Here is a 16831-nt window from a genome sequence, read left to right as displayed (position 1 = left end):
CAACTCGACGCCCAGGCTGCCGATGCCATCGGGCGTCGTGCGTTTTTTGCAGGCCAAGGTTTCGCCTGCACGGGCGCACGGCAAGCGACAGGCTGATGCATCGAGACACGGAAAACCGACGGATATTTCAAGCCAGTTGCCCCCGCCCCGTGGCGCGCGCGGCCACTGGCGGATCAAAGCGAAATCATGGTGTGGCTGCTGATGTGGATAGCGTCCTTGTGCGCGGGGCTGGCGCCCCGGGTGCAGTTGCGCGCCCTGCCGGCAGCCCCCTCGACACGATGCCCCCCACCGCCCTGCCACTACCCGTGGTGCGGCACTGCGCATTGTGCTTCGCCCCCATCCACGCGCCCCCTACCCCGCCAGCGCAGTTGAGCCGCTCCCCGCTGCGGCCGCGTGTGCGGTGCGTGGAGCCATCCCGTCCTTCCTCGTCCTGATGCGCCAGCCCCGGCATCTTTGGCTCACCTTTGAGCCTGTTGCTGTCTGGCTGCCGACTCCTTGTGCCCATGCAGACCCGCACCGAGACGGGCTGCGCACCAGGCGTCGCAGCCGCATGAATATCGAATTGACGAAGGAATCGCATCATGAAGCGGATGCTCATCAACGCCACGCAGGCTGAAGAACGGCGCCTGGCCATCGTGGACGGCCAGAAGCTGCTCGACTACGAAATCGAGATCGAAGGGCGCGAGCAGCGCAAGGGCAACATCTACAAGGCCGTGGTCACGCGCGTGGAGCCCTCGCTGGAGGCTTGCTTCGTTGACTATGGCGAGGATCGCCACGGCTTCCTGCCCTTCAAGGAAATCTCCAAGCAGTACTTTGCCGAGGGCGTGTCGCCCAGCCAGGCACGCATCCAGGACGTGATCCGCGAGGGCCAGGAGCTGATCGTCCAGGTCGAAAAGGAAGAGCGCGGCAACAAGGGCGCGGCGCTGACCACCTTCGTCAGCCTGGCGGGCCGCTATGTCGTGCTGATGCCCAACAACCCGCGCGGCGGCGGCGTGTCGCGGCGCATCGAGGGCGAGGATCGCGCCGAGCTCAAGGAGGCGATGGATCAGCTCGAATACCCAAAGGGCATGAGCATCATCGCGCGCACCGCCGGCATCGGCCGCACCGCGCCCGAGCTGCAATGGGATCTGAACTACCTGCTGAAACTGTGGAACGCCATCGACGGCGCGGCCCGCGCCGGGCGCGGGGCATTTCTGATCTACCAAGAGTCCAGCCTGGTCATCCGCGCCATTCGCGATTACTTCAACAGCGACATCGGCGACATCCTGATCGACACCGACGACATCTACGAGCAGGCGCAGCAGTTCATGGCGCACGTGATGCCCGAGCACGCGCCCAAGGTGAAGCGCTACCGCGATGACGCGCCGCTGTTTTCGCGCTTCCAGATTGAGCACCAGATCGAATCCGCCTACTCGCGCACCGTCATCCTGCCCTCGGGCGGCGCCATCGTGATCGACCACACCGAGGCGCTGGTGTCCGTGGACGTGAACTCGGCGCGCGCCATCAAGGGCGGCGACATCGAGGAGACCGCCACCCGCACCAACCTGGAGGCGGCCGACGAAGTGGCGCGCCAGATGCGCCTGCGTGACCTGGGCGGCCTGATCGTGATCGACTTCATCGACATGGAGGAGTCCAAGAACCGCCGCGAGGTCGAGCAGCGCCTGCGCGAGGCGCTGCGCCAGGATCGCGCGCGCGTGCAGTTCGGCACGATTTCCAAGTTCGGCCTGATGGAGATGAGCCGCCAGCGTCTCAAACCCTCGCTGTCCGAGGGCGCGCACATCCGCTGCCCGCTGTGCGACGGCACCGGGCACGTGCGCGACACCGAGGGTTTTGCGCTGCAGATGCTGCGCATGATCCAGGAGGAGTGCATGAAGGACAACACCGCCGCCGTGCATTGCCAGGTGCCGGTGGAGGTGGCCAGCTTCCTGCTCAACGAAAAGCGCGCCGAGATCGCCAAGATCGAACTCAAGCAGCGCGTCAGCGTGGTCTTGATCCCGAACAAGACCCTGGCCACGCCGCACTACAAGCTCGAACGCCTCAAGCACGACGACGCGCGCCTGGAAGAGCGCGAAGCCAGCTACAAGCTGGCCGAGCAGGAACAGGAGCCGACGCACATCACGCGCCGCTCGCAGGAGCCGACCAACAAGCAGACCCCGGTCATCAAGGGCGTGCTGCCCGATGCGCCGGCGCCGGTGGCCGAGCCGCGCCCGCAGTCGGCCAGCCAGCCATCGCGCAGCTCCGGCGGACGCGGCGGCCAGCAGCCGCGCAGCGCTGCAGCCGCAGCCACGCCGGTGCAGCCGCCGGCACCGGCGCCCGAGCAGGGCTTCTTCGCCTGGCTCAAGAGCCTGTTCGGCTTTGGCCGCAGCCCGGCGCCCGTGGCCGCGCCCGTGGCCCAGCCTGCACCCCAGCCCGAAGCACCGGCACGCAGCGAAGGACGGCGCGATGGGCGCTCCGGTGGCGAGCGCAGCCGCCGCAGCCGCAGCGACGCCAGCCGCGACGGCACTGCCGATACGGCGCAGGGCGAACCGCGCAGCCGCCGCAGCCAGGGTGCTGGCGGCGCCGAGCGCTCCACCGAAGGCCGTGAGGGCCGAGAAAGCCGCGAAGGCAGCCGCGAAGGCAGCCGCAATGGCCGTGGCAACCGCGCCGAGCGCAGCGAATCCAGCCAGGGCGAGGCCGGCAGCGACAGCCGCCGCGCGCCCCGCGAAGGACGCGCCAGCCGCGAGCGCGCCGAGCGCCAGCCCGTGGCAGAAGGCCAGTTGGAGCAGCACGCCAGCCACAGCCCGGCCAACGAGTCCGAGGGCAGCGCTGCCACCGGCCAGCCGGCACGCGGCGAGCGCACGGCACGCAGCAGTGAGCGCAACGGCGAACGCAGCGAGGAGCGCAACGGCGAGCGCCGCAGCCGCCGCAGCGACGAGCGCGGCCCGCGCACCATCGACGCCGATGCACCGGCAGCGCCGCTCCAGGCCGGCGGGCAGCCCGAGACTGAGCTGCTGGCGCCGTCCGCCGGCGCCGCCCGGGACGACGAGGCGCTGACCGCCCAGGACGGCAGCAGCGCCAGCGACACCGGCGAACAGCCGCGCCGCGAGCGCCGTTCGCGCGACCGCTATGGCCGCGACCGCCGCGCCGCCCGCCACGCAGCCAGCGAGGCGAACGAAGCGAACGAGGCCAACGGAAGCGGCGATGTCAGCGACGCCAGCGATCTGGCCACCGGCCACGGCGCTGCCCAGCCGGCGCGGGAGCCGGTCGCGCTGGACATCGACCCGGTAGCCGGCATGGCACCCCAGGGCGCCGAGCAGCCGGCGCGGCGCAGCTACTTCGCCGCTGCCCCGGCACCGGTCGGGCCTGCTGCCGCTGCGGCGCAGCCAGCCAGCCCGCCGGCCGCAGCCGTGCCTGCCCCGCAGGCTGCCGCCAGCGCCGAAGCCCTGCCGCTGCCTTTGCCGCTGCCGGCCACGCCAGCAGCCGAGGCCTCGGACAGCGCCAGCAGCAGCAGCAGCAGTGCCAGCACCGGCCAGGCTGCCGTTGACGAGCGCCAGCAGGACGCCCCTGCCGCCCAGCCGGCACCGGCACCTGCTCCCGCCCAGCATTGCGCCCAGCCGCAGGAGCAGCAGGAGCCGCAGATGCAGCAGCCCGCCCAGGGCGGCAGCGCCCTGCCGCGCGTGCCGGTCTTCGAGCTGCCGGTGCAGGCGCTCTCCGACATGGCCAGCGCCTCGGGCCTGCAATGGGTGAATTCGGACGCGCAAAAGATCGCCGCCGCGCAGGCCGCCATTGCCGCCGAGCCGCAGCCCGTCCACGTGCCGCGCGAGCGCCCGGCTCCGGTGGTGCTGGACGAAGGCCCGCTGGTGCTGGTGGAAACCCGCCGCGACCTGCGCGAGCTGCGCCTGCCCTTCGAGCAGGAGCAGCAGCAGGCCCAGGCGCCCGGCGCCACCACGGCCTGAGAGCGACCCCGCGCTCCCGGGAGGTTGTGCGTCGTGCGTATGCGCCGGACGCCGGGCGCATGACCTGCGCCCCACCTCTGCCCGCCCCTGCGCCCGCCTTACCAGCACGGCGCAGGGCTTGAAAAACCATAGCTGCCACCGCTTGCCTGGCAAGGCTTTGCGCCGGTTTTGGCATCAAAGCCAGGCCGCATCCAGCGATCGGCGGCAGCATCTGCCAGACCTGCCCATGCTGTTCGTGCTCTCCCCTGCCAAATCCCTGGACTACGACACGCCGGTGCCCGGCGGCCTGGCGCACACCCAGCCGGCTTTCATGGCCGAGGCCGCACAGCTGATCGAGGTGCTGCGGGGCAAGGCGCCGCAGGAGCTGGCCACGCTGATGTCCATCAGCGACAAGCTGGCGGCGCTGAACGTGGCGCGCTACGCCGCCTGGCAGCCGCAGGCCGGTGCGGGCAACGCACGCCAGGCGCTGCTGGCCTTCGACGGCGATGTCTACGCAGGGCTGGACGCGCGCAGCCTGTCGCTGGCCGAGCTGGAGTGGGCGCAGCAGCACCTGGCCATCCTGAGCGGCCTGTACGGCGTGCTGCGCCCGCTGGACTGGATGCAGCCCTACCGGCTGGAGATGGGCACGCGCCTGGCCACCGCCGCCGGCGCCAATCTGTACCAGTTCTGGGGCGCGCGCATCGCCCGGCACCTCGACGGCCTGCTGACCGGCATGGACGAGCCGGTGCTGGTCAACCTGGCCTCGCAGGAATATTTCAAGTCGGTGGCGCGCGATGCGCTGCGTGCGCCGGTGGTCGAATGCGTGTTCCAGGACTGGCGCGCCGGGCAGTACAAGGTCATCAGCTTCCACGCCAAGCGCGCGCGCGGGCTGATGGCGCGCTGGGCCATCGGGCAGCGCGCCAGCCGGGTGCGCCAGCTCCAGGGCTTTGCCGCCGAGGGCTATGCTTTTGCGGCGGATGCCTCCACGCCCGAGCGTCTGGTGTTTCGCCGCCGGCAGGATTGACGCCCTCCTGCCGCCTTCTTGCCACCAACACAGAGGAAGAAACCGATGGCTGCCTCCCCCGCCCAACCCATCACGCCCGAGCTGCGCGCCTGGATCATCGAGCAGGCCGCCACCGGCATCAGTGCCCCGGCGCTGATCGACGCCATGACCCACTCCGGCTGGCGCGAGGAGGTGGCGGTGGATGCCGTCGAGCAGGTGCTGCGCGGGCACCTCGACCAGTTGGCGCGCCAGCAGGGCCTGCCGCCCGCCGCAGCGGTGCCCGAGCCGGCGCTGGACGAGTCGCCGCGCTGGCTGGACGCGGGCGACCGCCAGGTCGAAGTGCTGATGAGCCTGGCCAATCCGCGCGTGGTGCTGCTGGGCAACGTGCTGTCGCAGCAGGAGTGCGAGGCGCTGATCGCCGCCGCCCGCCCGCGCATGGCGCGCTCGCGCACCGTGGCCACGGCCACCGGCGGCGAGGAGGTCAACGACGACCGCACCAGCGACGGCATGTTCTTCCAGCGCGGCGAGAGCGAATTGCTGCAGCGCATCGAGCAGCGCATCGCCCGGCTGCTGCACTGGCCCATCGAGAACGGCGAGGGCCTGCAGGTGCTGCACTACCGCCCCGGCGCCGAATACAAGCCGCACTACGACTACTTCGACCCTGCCGAGCCGGGTACGCCCAGCATCCTGCGCCGGGGCGGCCAACGCGTGGGCACCCTGGTCATGTATCTGAACGATCCGCCCAAGGGCGGCGGCACGACGTTCCCGGACGTGTTCCTGGAAGTGGCGCCGGTGCGCGGCAACGCCGTGTTCTTCAGCTACGAGCGCCCGCACCCGAGCACGCGCACCCTGCACGGCGGCGCACCCGTCATCGAGGGCGAGAAGTGGATCGCCACCAAGTGGCTGCGCGAGCGCGAATTCACATGATGGATTCTTGGTCAAATCGGCTTCAAACCCTTGCTGGACAAGCGCTGACAGCTATCATTTTTGATAATCGATGACCCCTGAACAATCCCCCCTGGGCCGCAGCGCGGATTACCCCGCCGAGTACGACGCCGCGCTGCTGTACCCCTGGCGCGCGCGCCCAAGCGCCAGGAGCTCGGCCTGGCCGGCGCCACGCCTTTTTTTGGCGCCGACCTGTGGACGGCCTACGAGCTGTCGTGGCTGAACCCGCGCGGCAAGCCCCAGGTGGCGCTGGCGCATATCACCGTGCCCTGCGAGACGCCCAACATCATCGAGAGCAAGTCCTTCAAGCTGTACCTGGCCAGCTTCAACAACACGCGCTTCGATAGCCTGGAGGAGGTGCGCGCGCGCATTCGCGCCGATGTCAGCGAGGCCGTGTGGCGCGGCAGCGGCCAGTCGGCCAGCGTCGGCGTGCGCCTGATCGCCCCCGAGGCCTTCGACCAGCAGCCCCTCCACGAACTCGACGGCCTGCTGCTCGACCGGCTCGATCTGGAATGCACGCACTACACGCCCGCACCCGAGCTGCTGGGCGCCAACCATGACGAAGCGCCGGTCAGCGAGGTGCTGACCAGCCACCTGCTCAAGAGCAACTGCCTGGTCACCGGCCAGCCCGACTGGGGCAGCGTGCAGATCAGCTACAGCGGCGCGCAGATCGATCAGGCCGGGCTGCTGCAGTACCTGGTCAGCTTTCGCAACCACAACGAGTTCCACGAGCAGTGCGTCGAGCGCATCTTCATGGACGTGTGGACGCGCTGCCGGCCCATCAAGCTGTCGGTCTATGCGCGCTACACGCGGCGCGGCGGGCTGGACATCAACCCGTTTCGCACCAGCGCGCCGCAGCCGCTGCCGGCCAACGTGCGCACGGCGCGGCAATGAAGCCACCAGGCAACAGGACTGCACTACCAATGACCACTCTGCCGACCGCCCCTGTCCCGCGCCAGCCTGTGCTGTTCATCCCGCACGGTGCCGGGCCGTGCTTCTTCATGGACTGGAGTCCGCCCGATGCCTGGGATCGCACCGCCGCCTGGCTGCGTGGCATCCCTGCCAGCCTGCCGGCCCGGCCAGCGGCCATCGTCCTGGTCACAGCGCACTGGCTGGAGGCCCAGCCCACCCTGGGCAGTGCCGCCCAGCCCGCCCTGCTGTTCGACTACCACGGCTTTCCACCGCACACCTACGAGCTGACCTACCCCGCGCCCGGCGCGCCGCAGCTGGCCCGGCAGGCCAGTGCGCTGCTGGCGCAGGCCGGCTTCGCGCCGCAGCTGGACGAGCGGCGCGGCCTGGATCACGGCAGCTTCATCCCGCTGAAAGTGGCCTTTCCCGAGGCCGACATCCCGGTGCTGCAGATGTCGCTGCTCTCCAGCCTGGATGCTGCCGAGCACCTGCGCCTGGGCCAGGCATTGCAGCCGCTGCGCGATGCCGGCGCGCTCATCATCGGCAGCGGCATGAGCTACCACAACATGCGCGGCTATGGCGACCCGCGCTCGACACCCGCCTCCAGCGCCTTCGACCACTGGCTGGCAGAGACTGTGGCGCTGCCCGAGGCGCAGCGCCATGCGCGCTTGGCCGACTGGGCCGCTGCCAGCGCCCCGGCTGGCCGCCTGGCCCATCCGGCAGGCCGCGAGGAACACCTGCTGCCGCTGCTGGTGGCCGCCGGTGCAGCCGGCGCCAGTCCGGGCGCCCGAGTCTTCACCGACCGGGTGCTGCAAGTCGATATTTCCGCGTTCAGGTTCGATTGAGGGCCGCCCTGGGCGGCGGCCTCGGCGGCAGGCTCAGGGCAGGCGGAAGATCTCCAGCGTGCGATGCAGCACGCCGGCGTTGTGGCTCATGGTGCGCGCTGCAGCCGCAGACTCCTCGACCAGCGCGGCGTTTTGCTGCGTCACCCGATCCAGATCATTCACGGCGGCATTGACCTGGGCGATGCCCTGGGTCTGCTCGCGCGTGGTGTGGCCCATCTGCAGCATCAGCTCACGCACCTGCGCTGCGCTGTGCACCACCTGTTCGATGGTCTGGCGGGCGCCTTGCATCTGGCTGGCGCCGCTGTGCACCTGGGCGGTGGAGCCTTGGATCAGCGTGCGGATTTCGCCAGCGGCCGTGGCGCTGCGCTGCGCCAGGGCGCGCACCTCGCCGGCCACCACGGCAAAGCCCCGGCCCTGCTCGCCGGCACGCGCGGCTTCGACAGCCGCGTTGAGCGCCAGGATGTTGGTCTGGAAGGCAATGCCCTCGATGGTGGCGATGATCTGGCCCATCTGCTGCGAGGACTGCTCGATGGCCTGCACCAGCGCACCGGCCTGGGCTACGGCAGCGCCGCCCTGCTGCGCCAGCTCGGCGCTGCGTGCGCTCTCGGCCAGCACCTGCTGCGTGCCATCGGCGGCCTGGCGCGCGGTGCTGGCCAGCTCCTCCATAGCGGCGGCGGTCTGCTCCAGGTTGCCGGCCTGGGTTTCGGTGCGCGCCGACAGATCATGCGCGCCCTGGGCAATCTCGGTGGAGGTGCTGACGAAGCCGGCAATCTCGCTGCGCGAGTCGCCCACGACGGCGCGCAGGTTGATCTGGATCTGGCTGAGCTGCTCCATCAGCAGCGCCATGGGATGGCGCCCCTCGGCAGTGGAGGCCGGCGTGGTCAGGTTGCAGCCGGCGAGGTCGCGCGCCAGGCGCAGGGCATCGCCCAGGCTGGAAGTGATGCGCCGGTGAAAGCGCCACAGGATCCAGGCGCACATGGCCAGCAGCACCAGCGCCTGGCCCAGCGCCACCTCCAGCCCCGTCCAGCCCAGCAGCGCTGGTGCCAGCGCCACGCCCAGCAGCGGCACCAGCATGGCCGCCAGGCGCTGGGTGAAGCTGGCGCGGCGCAGGCGCTCAAGCCAGTCGCGCCAGCCGGTGTGGCGCACGTGGCCGGCGTGCAGGATGAAGCTCCTGCGCCCGCTCTCGATCTCCTGGCGCAGCCGCGCGTACATGGCCTCGGCAGCCTGCACCTCCTCGCGCGAGGGTTTTTCGCGCACCGACATGTAGCCCTGCGGCTTGCCGTCCACCACGATGGGCGTAACGTTGGCGCGCACCCAGTAGTGGTCGCCATTCTTGCGCCGGTTCTTGATGATGCCGCGCCAGCTGCGGCCATTGCCGATGGTGCTCCACAGATCCTTGAAGGCCTCGGGTGGCATGTCCGGGTGGCGCACCAGATTGTGCGGCTGGCCCATCAGCTCCTGCATGGTGTAGCCGCTCACGCGGGCAAAGGCCTCGTTGCAGTGCGTCATCCGGCCCTGCCTGTCGGTCGTGGACATGAGCAGCTCATCGGCCGGAAAGTCGTACTCTGCCTGGGTGACCGGAAGATTGACGCGCATGGTGAGGTTGCAAAAAAACGTTTCAGGCCCGTAGGGTAACTGCAAGGCAATCCCAAAAAAATCCGAACAGCCAGGGTTTTCCCGATTTTGTCGCCCGCACGCCGGCAGCCGTCAGAACAACTGCGCTGTCGTGCCCGGCACGCCGCCATGCTCCCCCTCGCCGGCTCGTACCAGGGCGCCCACGCGCACGCCCAGCAGGCGCAGGCGCTGCACCAGCGGCACGCGCCTGAGGCACTGGCCGGCGGCGCGGCGGATGGTGGCCGCGTCCTGCGTGGCCTGGGCCATGGTCTGCTCGCGCGTGGCGCCGCGAAAGTCCTCGTAGCGCAGCTTGATGCCGATGGTGCGCCCGGCGTAGCCCTTGGCGACCAGATCCTGCGCCACCTGCTGGCACAGCGCAGTGAAGATGCGCGACAGCTCGGCACGGTCATGCACGGCGTGCAGGTCGCGCTCGAAAGTCGTCTCGCGGCTGATGGACACCGGCTCGCTGTGCGTCAGCACGGGCCGCTCGTCGCGCCCCCAGGCGGCCTCGTGCAGCCAGGCGCCATAGGCGCGGCCAAAGTGCGCCTGCAGCCACAGGCGATCGCGCGCGGCCAGCTGGCCGATGGTCTCAATGCCATGCGCGCGCAGCCGCTGGTCGGCCTTGGGGCCGACGCCGTTGAGCTTGCGGCACGGCAGCGGCCAGACCAGCACCGGCAAGTCCTGCGGCTGCAGGGTGGCGATGCCGCGCGGCTTGTGGAACTCGCTGGCCAGCTTGGCCAGCAGCTTGTTGGGCGCCACGCCGATGGAGCAGGTCAACTGCGTGGCCGCCTGGATGCCCTGCTGGATGCGCTCGGCCAGCATCCGACCGCCCTGCTCCTGCCCGCCCGGCGCGTGCGTGAAGTCGATATAGACCTCATCGACGCCGCGATCCTCCATGACCGGTGCGTGCTGCCGGACGACGTCCTTGAAGCGGCGCGAAAAGCGCCGGTACTCGGCAAAGTCCACCGGCAGCCGAATGGCATCCGGGCACAGATGGGCGTTCTTCATCAGGCCCATGGCCGAGCCCAGGCCGAAAGCGCGCGCCGCGTAGGTGGCGGTGGTGATGACGCCCCGGCCCCGGTAGTCGGCCAGGCGGGCAAAGGCCGGCAGCGGGATGGCGTGCAGCCGCCCGGCAAAATCCGCCGCCAGCCGCTCGTCGTGCGCACTGCGCCCGCCACCTATGACCAGCGGCAGCCCGGCCAGCTGCGGGTAGCGCAGCAGCTCGACCGAGGCATAGAAGGCATCCATATCCAGATGGGCGATGCGCCGGGGCACAGGCCCGGCAGCGCCATCGGTGGCCAGATGAGCGATCGGATCGGCAGCAGGGACAGCGACGGTATCGGACACGGCGGGCGATTGTGGCGCGCCCCTCAAACCCCCTGCAAGCACACCAGCACCAGGCCGATCAGCATCAGCGCCAGGCCCAGGCGCTCCAGGGTGCTGAAGGATTCGCCCAGCCGGCGCGAGACCAGGTAGCTGAACACCACCTCAACCATGCCCAGGGTGCGGATCTGCGCCGCGCCCTGCATGGCATAGGCCGTGAACCAGGCCAGCGACGCCGCCGCGCCCATGCTGCCGGCCAGCAGCGACACACGCCAGGCGCGCGCCAGTGGGGCCAGGCCAGCAGGCGCACGCCAGACGATCCAGCCGCCCAGGCCCAGGCTTTGCAGGCTCTGCGCCAGCAGCACGCCCCAGGCGCCCGACAGCCACGGCGGCGCCTCGCCCAGCGCCAGCGCCGCACCGCGAAAGCCCACCGAGCTGACGGCAAAGCAGGCACCGCAGGCCAGGCCATACAGCGCCGCCCGGCCCGAGCCGCCGCCGTCCCCCGTCGCGCCCACTGCGGCAGCACGCAGCCGGCGCGGCGGCAGCGACAGCAGCAGCACGCCCACGGTGGCCACGACCATGGCCACCCCGGCCAGCGCCGAGGGCAGCTCGTGCAAGAGCACGCCGGCAAACAGGGCGACTTGCAGCACCTCGGTCTTGGATAGGGTCACGGCGACGGCGAAATTGCGCTCCTGCATGGCCAGCAGCAGCGCCGCCGTGGCCATGACCTGGAAGAAGGCGCCCAGCGCAATCCAGCCCGCCCAGGCCCAGGAAAATGCCAGCGCCGGCTGCCCGCCCGGCAGCGCATACAACGCGATCAGCCAGGCAGCGGCAAAGGGCAGGCCGAACAGAAAGCGCACCAGGGTGGCGGCCAGCGTGCCGACCTCAGCCGTCAGCGAGCGCTGCGCCGCATTGCGCGCAGTCTGCGCCAGAGCGGCGAACAGCACCACCGGCACCCACAGGCCGGGCAGCAGGGAAGAAAAGGTGGCGCTCAAGAAATAAAAAACATCAAAAACCGCTGAAACCCGCTCCAGGCAAGCGCTGCCAGCTATCAAATAAAAAGCATCAAGGCAGCGGCACGGGCAGCGGATAAGTGCCCGGCACCAGGATGCGGCCATCGACGTTGCGGATGTCCACATGCCCACAAAAAGCCATGGTCACATCCAGCTCCTTGTGGATCAGCTCCAGCGCGCGGGTCACGCCGGCCTCGCCATATGCGCCCAGGCCATAGACCATGGCACGCCCGATCAGGGTACCGCGCGCGCCCAGCGCCCAGGCCTTGAGCACATCCTGGCCGCTTCGGATGCCGCCGTCCATCCACACTTCGACCTGGCTGCCCACGGCGGCCACGATGGCCGGCAGCGCGGCAATCGACGAAGGCGCGCCATCGAGCTGGCGCCCGCCGTGGTTGCTGACCACGATGGCGTCGGCGCCGTGCTGCACGGCCAGCAGCGCATCCTCCACTTCCATGATGCCCTTGAGTATCAGCTTGCCGCCCCACTGCTCCTTGACCCAGGCCACATCCGCCCAGGACAGACGCGGGTCGAACTGCTCGTTGGTCCAGGCGGCCAGCGACTTCATGTCCGACACGCCCTTCACATGCCCGACCAGGTTGCGGAAAGTGCGCCGCTGCGTGCCGGCCATCCCTAAGCACCAGCGCGGCTTGGTCATCAGGTTGGCGATGTTGGCCAGCGTCGGCCGGGGCGGCGCGGACAGGCCGTTCTTGATGTCCTTGTGGCGCTGGCCGATGACCTGCAAGTCCAGCGTCAGCACCAGGGCGCTGCAGCCGGCTGCCCGGGCGCGCCCGATCATGCGGGCCATAGATTCGCGGTCGCGCATCATGTACAGCTGGAACCAGAACGGCGCGCTGGTGTGCGTGGCGATGTCTTCGATGGAGCAGATGCTCATGGTGGACAGGGTGAAGGGGATGCCGAACTTCTCGGCGGCGCGCGCGGCGTGGATCTCGCCGTCGGCGTGCTGCATCCCGGTCAGGCCCACCGGGGCGATGGCCACCGGCATCCGCGTCGGCTGGCCGGCCATGGCGCAGGCCGTGCTGCGCCCCTCCATGTTCACGGCCACGCGCTGGCGCAGCTTGATGGGCGTGAAATCCTGCTCGTTGGCGCGGTAGGTGGTCTCAGTCCACGAGCCCGAGTCGGCATAGTCGTAGAACATGCGCGGCACGCGCCGCTGGGCGACCTGGCGCAGGTCTTCGATGGTGGTGATTCTGGACAGATCGGGCATGGCGATGGCAGCTGCGTGGATGGCCAAAAGGGCAAGGCGCGCATGGTAGTGCGGGCGAGCGGCGTGTGGTTTGAGCGATTTTTGCCGCGCGTGAAAATCCTTCCACCACCGGCAGGCGACCTTCAGCGCACCCCGGCGCCGCGCACCTCGATGCCGATCTCGTCGAGCACCTGCCCGCGCCCGTCCAGCAATTGCACGCGGTGGCGCCCCGGCCAGGGCAGCCAGGCGCCCTCGGAGCCGCGTGCCACCGGCTTGCCGCCGATGCGCCAGGCCAGCGCCTGCCCCGGCGCCGCACCGCTGGCGCGCAACTGCAGGCGCTGATGGGCTGGCGGGATGTCCGGGTCGAGCGCCAGCACCGTGCCGGCCACCGGGGCCGCAATGCGCGCCCGGCTCGCTGCAGCCGCCCAATTTTTTTGGTCTTTTTGGCCTGAAACCCTTGCTGGGTAAGCGCTGACAGCTATTTTTTCAGAAGCAAACAAGGCCTGCTGCGTACCGCGCACAAACCATTCCTGGCGGGCGCTCTCGATGGGCTGACCGCCCTCGCCCGGGCCAAAGCGCACGGCCTGGCGCAGCACGCCCGGCGGCGGCGCCGGCACGCGGCTGGGCGTGCGGCGGTGCAGGTGCTGCATCAGCGCCGCCCAGATGGGCGCCGCGCCGCTGGTGCCGCTGACATCGTGCATGGGCGCGCCGCTGGCATTGCCCACCCACACCGCCACCGTGTAGCGCGCCGACCAGCCCACGGCCCAGTTGTCGCGCATGTCCTTGCTGGTGCCGGTCTTGACCGCGCTCCAAAAGCGCGTGTTCAGCACGCTGTCCGGCCCGAAGGTGGGCACGCGCGCCTGTGCATCGGCCAGGATGTCGCCGACGATGAAGGCTGCGCCGGCATCGAGCGCCGCCACCGGCGCCGGCTGTGGCCCGCCCGCTGCCGCCAGGCGCAGGCGCGCCGGTGTGAACTGCCCGCCATTGGCCAGCGCGCGGTAGGCGTTGGCCAGGTGCAGCAGGCTTACCTCGCTGGCGCCCAGCGCCAGGCTGTAGCCGTAGTAGCCGCCCGACTCGCGCAGCGGCAGGCCCAGCGCGCGCAGCTGCCCAAAAAAAGCATCGGGCGTGACCATGACCAGGGTGCGCACCGCCGGCACGTTGAGCGACGCGGCCAGCGCCGTGCGCACCGACACCAGGCCCTTGAAGCGCCGGTCATAGTTCTGCGGGATGTACAGGCCCGAGGCCGTGGGGATGTGGGCGCTCGAATCCTCCACCAGCGAGGCCGCCGTCAGCCGCCGCTGGGCGATGGCCTGCGCGTACAGGAAGGGCTTGAGCGCCGAGCCCGGCTGGCGCAGCGCCAGCACGGCGTCCACCTCGGGCGCAGCGCTCAGGGCGCCGGAGGAGCCGACCCAGGCCAGCACCTCGCCGCTGGCGTTGTCCAGCACGACCAGCGCGCCGTCGCGCGCGTTGCGCCCGGCCAGCTCGCGCAGGTGCCGGGCCAGCAGCTCGGTGGCGTGGCGCTGCAGCGGCGCGCTCAGGGGCAGGCGCTCGCCGCCGCGCACCGCGTCCGCGCCCGCCGCGCGCAGCCACTGGCGGGCGAAGTGCGGCGCCACGCCCTCGCTGGCGCTCCAGGCACGGCGCTGCAGGGCGGCTTCGGTCAGCAGCTCCAGCGCGCCGCAGTCGGGCGCGGCGGGGACGATCAGGGCCGCAGCCCCGGGGACGGCGCCGGCCCTGGCTGCGGCCCCGGCCTGCGCCGGTGCGCTGGCGCGCTGCATCTCGCCCAGCACCGCGCAGGCACGCCGCGCCACCAGCGCCGCGCCGGCGTTGGGCGCACGCACCAGGGCGGCGGCAATGGCCGCCTCGCGCGCATCCAGACCGTGCGCGGCCTTGGCGAACAGCGTGCGCGACAGTGCGTCGATGCCGACCAGCTCGCCGCGAAACGGCACCAGGTTCAGGTAGGCCTCCAGGATCTGATCCTTGCGCCAGCGCCGATCCAGCACCTGCGCGGCCACGGCCTGGCCGGCCTTTTGCACCACGCTGCGTCCGCCCGGGCCGGCGCGCCAGTCGCCATCGAGCAGCCCGGCCAGCTGCATGGTGATGGTGCTGGCGCCGCGCGTGCGCGTGTTCCACAGATTGCCCCAGGCAGCGGCGGATACGGCCGCCCAGTCCACGCCGCTGTGCTCATGAAAGCGCCGATCCTCGCCCAGCACCAGGGCCACGCGCAGCGCCGGCGAGACATCGCCCAACTGCAGCCACTGGCCCCGGCGCACAGTGCTGTCCAGGCGCACGCGGCCCAGCACCTGGCCTTCGCGCGAGTGCAGCAGCACATCCGAGGGCTGATGCGCGGCGCGCACTTCGGCAAACGTCGGCAGGGCCAGCGCCGGCAGGGCCAGCAGGCCCGGCAGCGCGGCCAGCGCCAGGCGCGCCAGGGTTGTGCCAAGCCCGTGGACAGGCGCCGCATCCGGGCCTCGATGGCGCCGGTCTGCCGGCGTGTTGTTGCGCTCCACCCCAGTGTCCTTTTCTCATCTTTGCGGCAGGAAGCTGCCATGCAGCACTGCCCAGGCATTTTCGTCTGCACGCCGGCGCTGGCCTGGAACCACCGCCGTGCAACTGCCACTCATGAGGGTCTTCTTCACCACCCCGGCCCACCGGCCAAGGCACGCACCATGGACAAGATCAACATCTCCTTCGGCCTGAACCAATCCCTGGCCCTGAGCGAGAGCCGCATCCAGAAATTCCTGGACGGCAACAACGCTGCCGCCCAGAAGATGGGTTGGTTCGACACCTTCAAGGATCAGGTCTTCGGCGGGGGCGCCAAGCAGGCTGCACTGCAGCAGCTGGCCCAGGAATTCGACGCCGCCCACGGCCTGAGCGCCTTCGAGAAGTTCGAGCGCCTGGCCCAGTACGCCACTGCCGCCGACCGCAGCCAGTTCACCGTCACCAACGAAGGCCCGCAGCAGGCGCCCAACCTGACCTACAGCATCAAGGGCACGCCGGTCAAGCACGACCAGGTCTCGGCGCAGGCCTGGAGCACCATCGAAACCCGCCTGGGCCAGGTCACCGGACTGGGCGACATGGGCCATCCGCGCGCCGCCGACTGGCTGGGACAGCACGAGCGCCAGGATCTGGAGGCCGAGCGCAACGCCGTGACCGACGACGCCTTCCGGGAGGGCGGTGTCCACAAGCGCTTCGACCCCAGAAGCGGCGTGCTGCGTGCCGAGGACAACACCGGCGCGCGCGACTTCGACAAGGAGCGCCTGGTCGAGGAGCGCGCCGCCACCAGCGACAGCCTGGCGCGCTACGTCTCGACGCAGAAGGTGCTGAGCGAAGCGGAAAAATCGGCCATGCTGCCCGGCATCAGCAGCAACAAGGCCCACGCCACCGTCACCCTGTACGACCAGGCCCACGTCACCAGCGGCGAGCTCGATCGCCAGATCGGCACGCTGAGCGCCCGCGAAGCCCACAGCGTGCTGATGCAGACCGTGGACATGGCGCGCGTGTTCTACCAAAACGGCATGTCGCACCAGGACTTGCACATGCACAACCTGATGGTGCACAAGCCGGTCGATCAGTCGCAGAACAACATCACCCTCAAGGCCATCGACTTCGGCAAGTCCAAGGTCGGCGTCACCAGCGAGTCCGACCGGCTCAACGACGTGCGCTACCTGTTCCACAAGCAGGCCTCGTCGGGCAAGCTGGAGACCATGCGGCGCGACGCACGCGAGTATTTCAACTACGACATGGACAAGCAGGCCAAGCACTACCCGCTGCACAAGCTGATGGGGCAATGCGCCAGCGCCGCCCTGGGGGGCCAGGCCGCCCTGGCGCCCAACGCCTTCGACGAGGCTATCAGCCGCGCCGGCGACCAGCTGATCGCCCAGCTGCAGCACGCCGAAACCCTGGACGAGCCGGCACGCACGCAGGCCATCGATGCGGCCTTCGACCTGGCCATGAACACGCTGTCGGCCACCTCCGACCACTTCAGCCGCCCGCACCTGCCAGACCACTTCGTGCGCGCCTGACGGCCTGCCGCCTGGAACCGCACGACCCCGCCAGGT

General features: G+C 70.3%; 10 protein-coding genes and 1 pseudogene. 6 read left to right on the top strand and 5 right to left on the bottom strand.

What is annotated here, in order from left to right; all coding sequences use genetic code 11:
- The first annotated feature begins 581 nt into the window (after positions 1-581).
- The 5 genes and pseudogenes from IDM45_RS02025 (at position 582) to IDM45_RS02005 (ending at position 7616) form a co-directional block, all read left to right on the top strand.
- Positions 582-3935 (top strand): Rne/Rng family ribonuclease, encoded by a 3354-nt coding sequence (locus IDM45_RS02025; RefSeq protein WP_209421416.1) that lies wholly within the window; start codon positions 582-584, stop codon positions 3933-3935.
- A 226-nt stretch (positions 3936-4161) separates the two neighbouring features.
- Positions 4162-4938 carry a peroxide stress protein YaaA gene (gene yaaA, locus IDM45_RS02020; protein WP_209421415.1) on the top strand — a complete coding sequence of 259 codons (777 nt, stop codon included), beginning with the start codon at positions 4162-4164 and terminating at the stop codon, positions 4936-4938.
- 45 nt (positions 4939-4983) lie between these two features.
- Positions 4984-5844 (top strand): 2OG-Fe(II) oxygenase, encoded by an 861-nt coding sequence (locus tag IDM45_RS02015; RefSeq protein WP_209421414.1) that lies wholly within the window; start codon positions 4984-4986, stop codon positions 5842-5844.
- 70 nt (positions 5845-5914) lie between these two features.
- Positions 5915-6756: pseudogene (queF, locus tag IDM45_RS02010) on the top strand (NADPH-dependent 7-cyano-7-deazaguanine reductase QueF).
- Positions 6757-6785: 29 nt separating this feature from the next.
- Positions 6786-7616, top strand: a complete 831-nt coding sequence (locus tag IDM45_RS02005; protein WP_209421413.1) for a DODA-type extradiol aromatic ring-opening family dioxygenase — start codon at positions 6786-6788, stop codon at positions 7614-7616.
- Between the two features lie 33 nt (positions 7617-7649).
- On the opposite strand, the gene IDM45_RS02000 is transcribed toward IDM45_RS02005, so the two are convergent.
- From IDM45_RS02000 to pbpC, 5 genes are all read right to left on the bottom strand, one after another.
- Entirely contained in the window at positions 7650-9212 is a 1563-nt protein-coding gene (locus tag IDM45_RS02000; RefSeq protein ID WP_209421412.1) for a methyl-accepting chemotaxis protein, read from the bottom strand.
- A gap of 111 nt (positions 9213-9323) precedes the next feature.
- The gene (gene dinB / locus IDM45_RS01995) at positions 9324-10532 is read right to left on the bottom strand and encodes a DNA polymerase IV (protein WP_267912122.1); all 1209 of its coding nucleotides are present in this window, start codon (positions 10530-10532) and stop codon (positions 9324-9326) included.
- A 68-nt stretch (positions 10533-10600) separates the two neighbouring features.
- On the bottom strand, positions 10601-11548 hold the full coding sequence (locus tag IDM45_RS01990) for a DMT family transporter (protein WP_209421411.1): 948 nt from the start codon (positions 11546-11548) through the stop codon (positions 10601-10603).
- Positions 11549-11618: 70 nt separating this feature from the next.
- Positions 11619-12794 carry an alpha-hydroxy acid oxidase gene (locus IDM45_RS01985; RefSeq protein WP_269783618.1) on the bottom strand — a complete coding sequence of 392 codons (1176 nt, stop codon included), beginning with the start codon at positions 12792-12794 and terminating at the stop codon, positions 11619-11621.
- A 122-nt stretch (positions 12795-12916) separates the two neighbouring features.
- A complete protein-coding gene (gene pbpC / locus IDM45_RS01980; RefSeq protein WP_209423962.1) occupies positions 12917-15202 on the bottom strand; it encodes a penicillin-binding protein 1C in 2286 nt (761 codons plus the stop codon).
- 117 nt (positions 15203-15319) lie between these two features.
- On the opposite strand from pbpC, the gene IDM45_RS01975 reads away from it, so the two are divergent.
- Positions 15320-16795 carry a hypothetical protein gene (locus IDM45_RS01975; protein WP_209421410.1) on the top strand — a complete coding sequence of 492 codons (1476 nt, stop codon included), beginning with the start codon at positions 15320-15322 and terminating at the stop codon, positions 16793-16795.
- Positions 16796-16831 lie beyond the last annotated feature (36 nt).

Origin of the sequence: Melaminivora jejuensis, assembly GCF_017811175.1 — a bacterium.
Classification (GTDB): domain Bacteria; phylum Pseudomonadota; class Gammaproteobacteria; order Burkholderiales; family Burkholderiaceae_C; genus Melaminivora; species Melaminivora jejuensis.
This window is presented reverse-complemented; position numbering and strand designations above follow the sequence as displayed.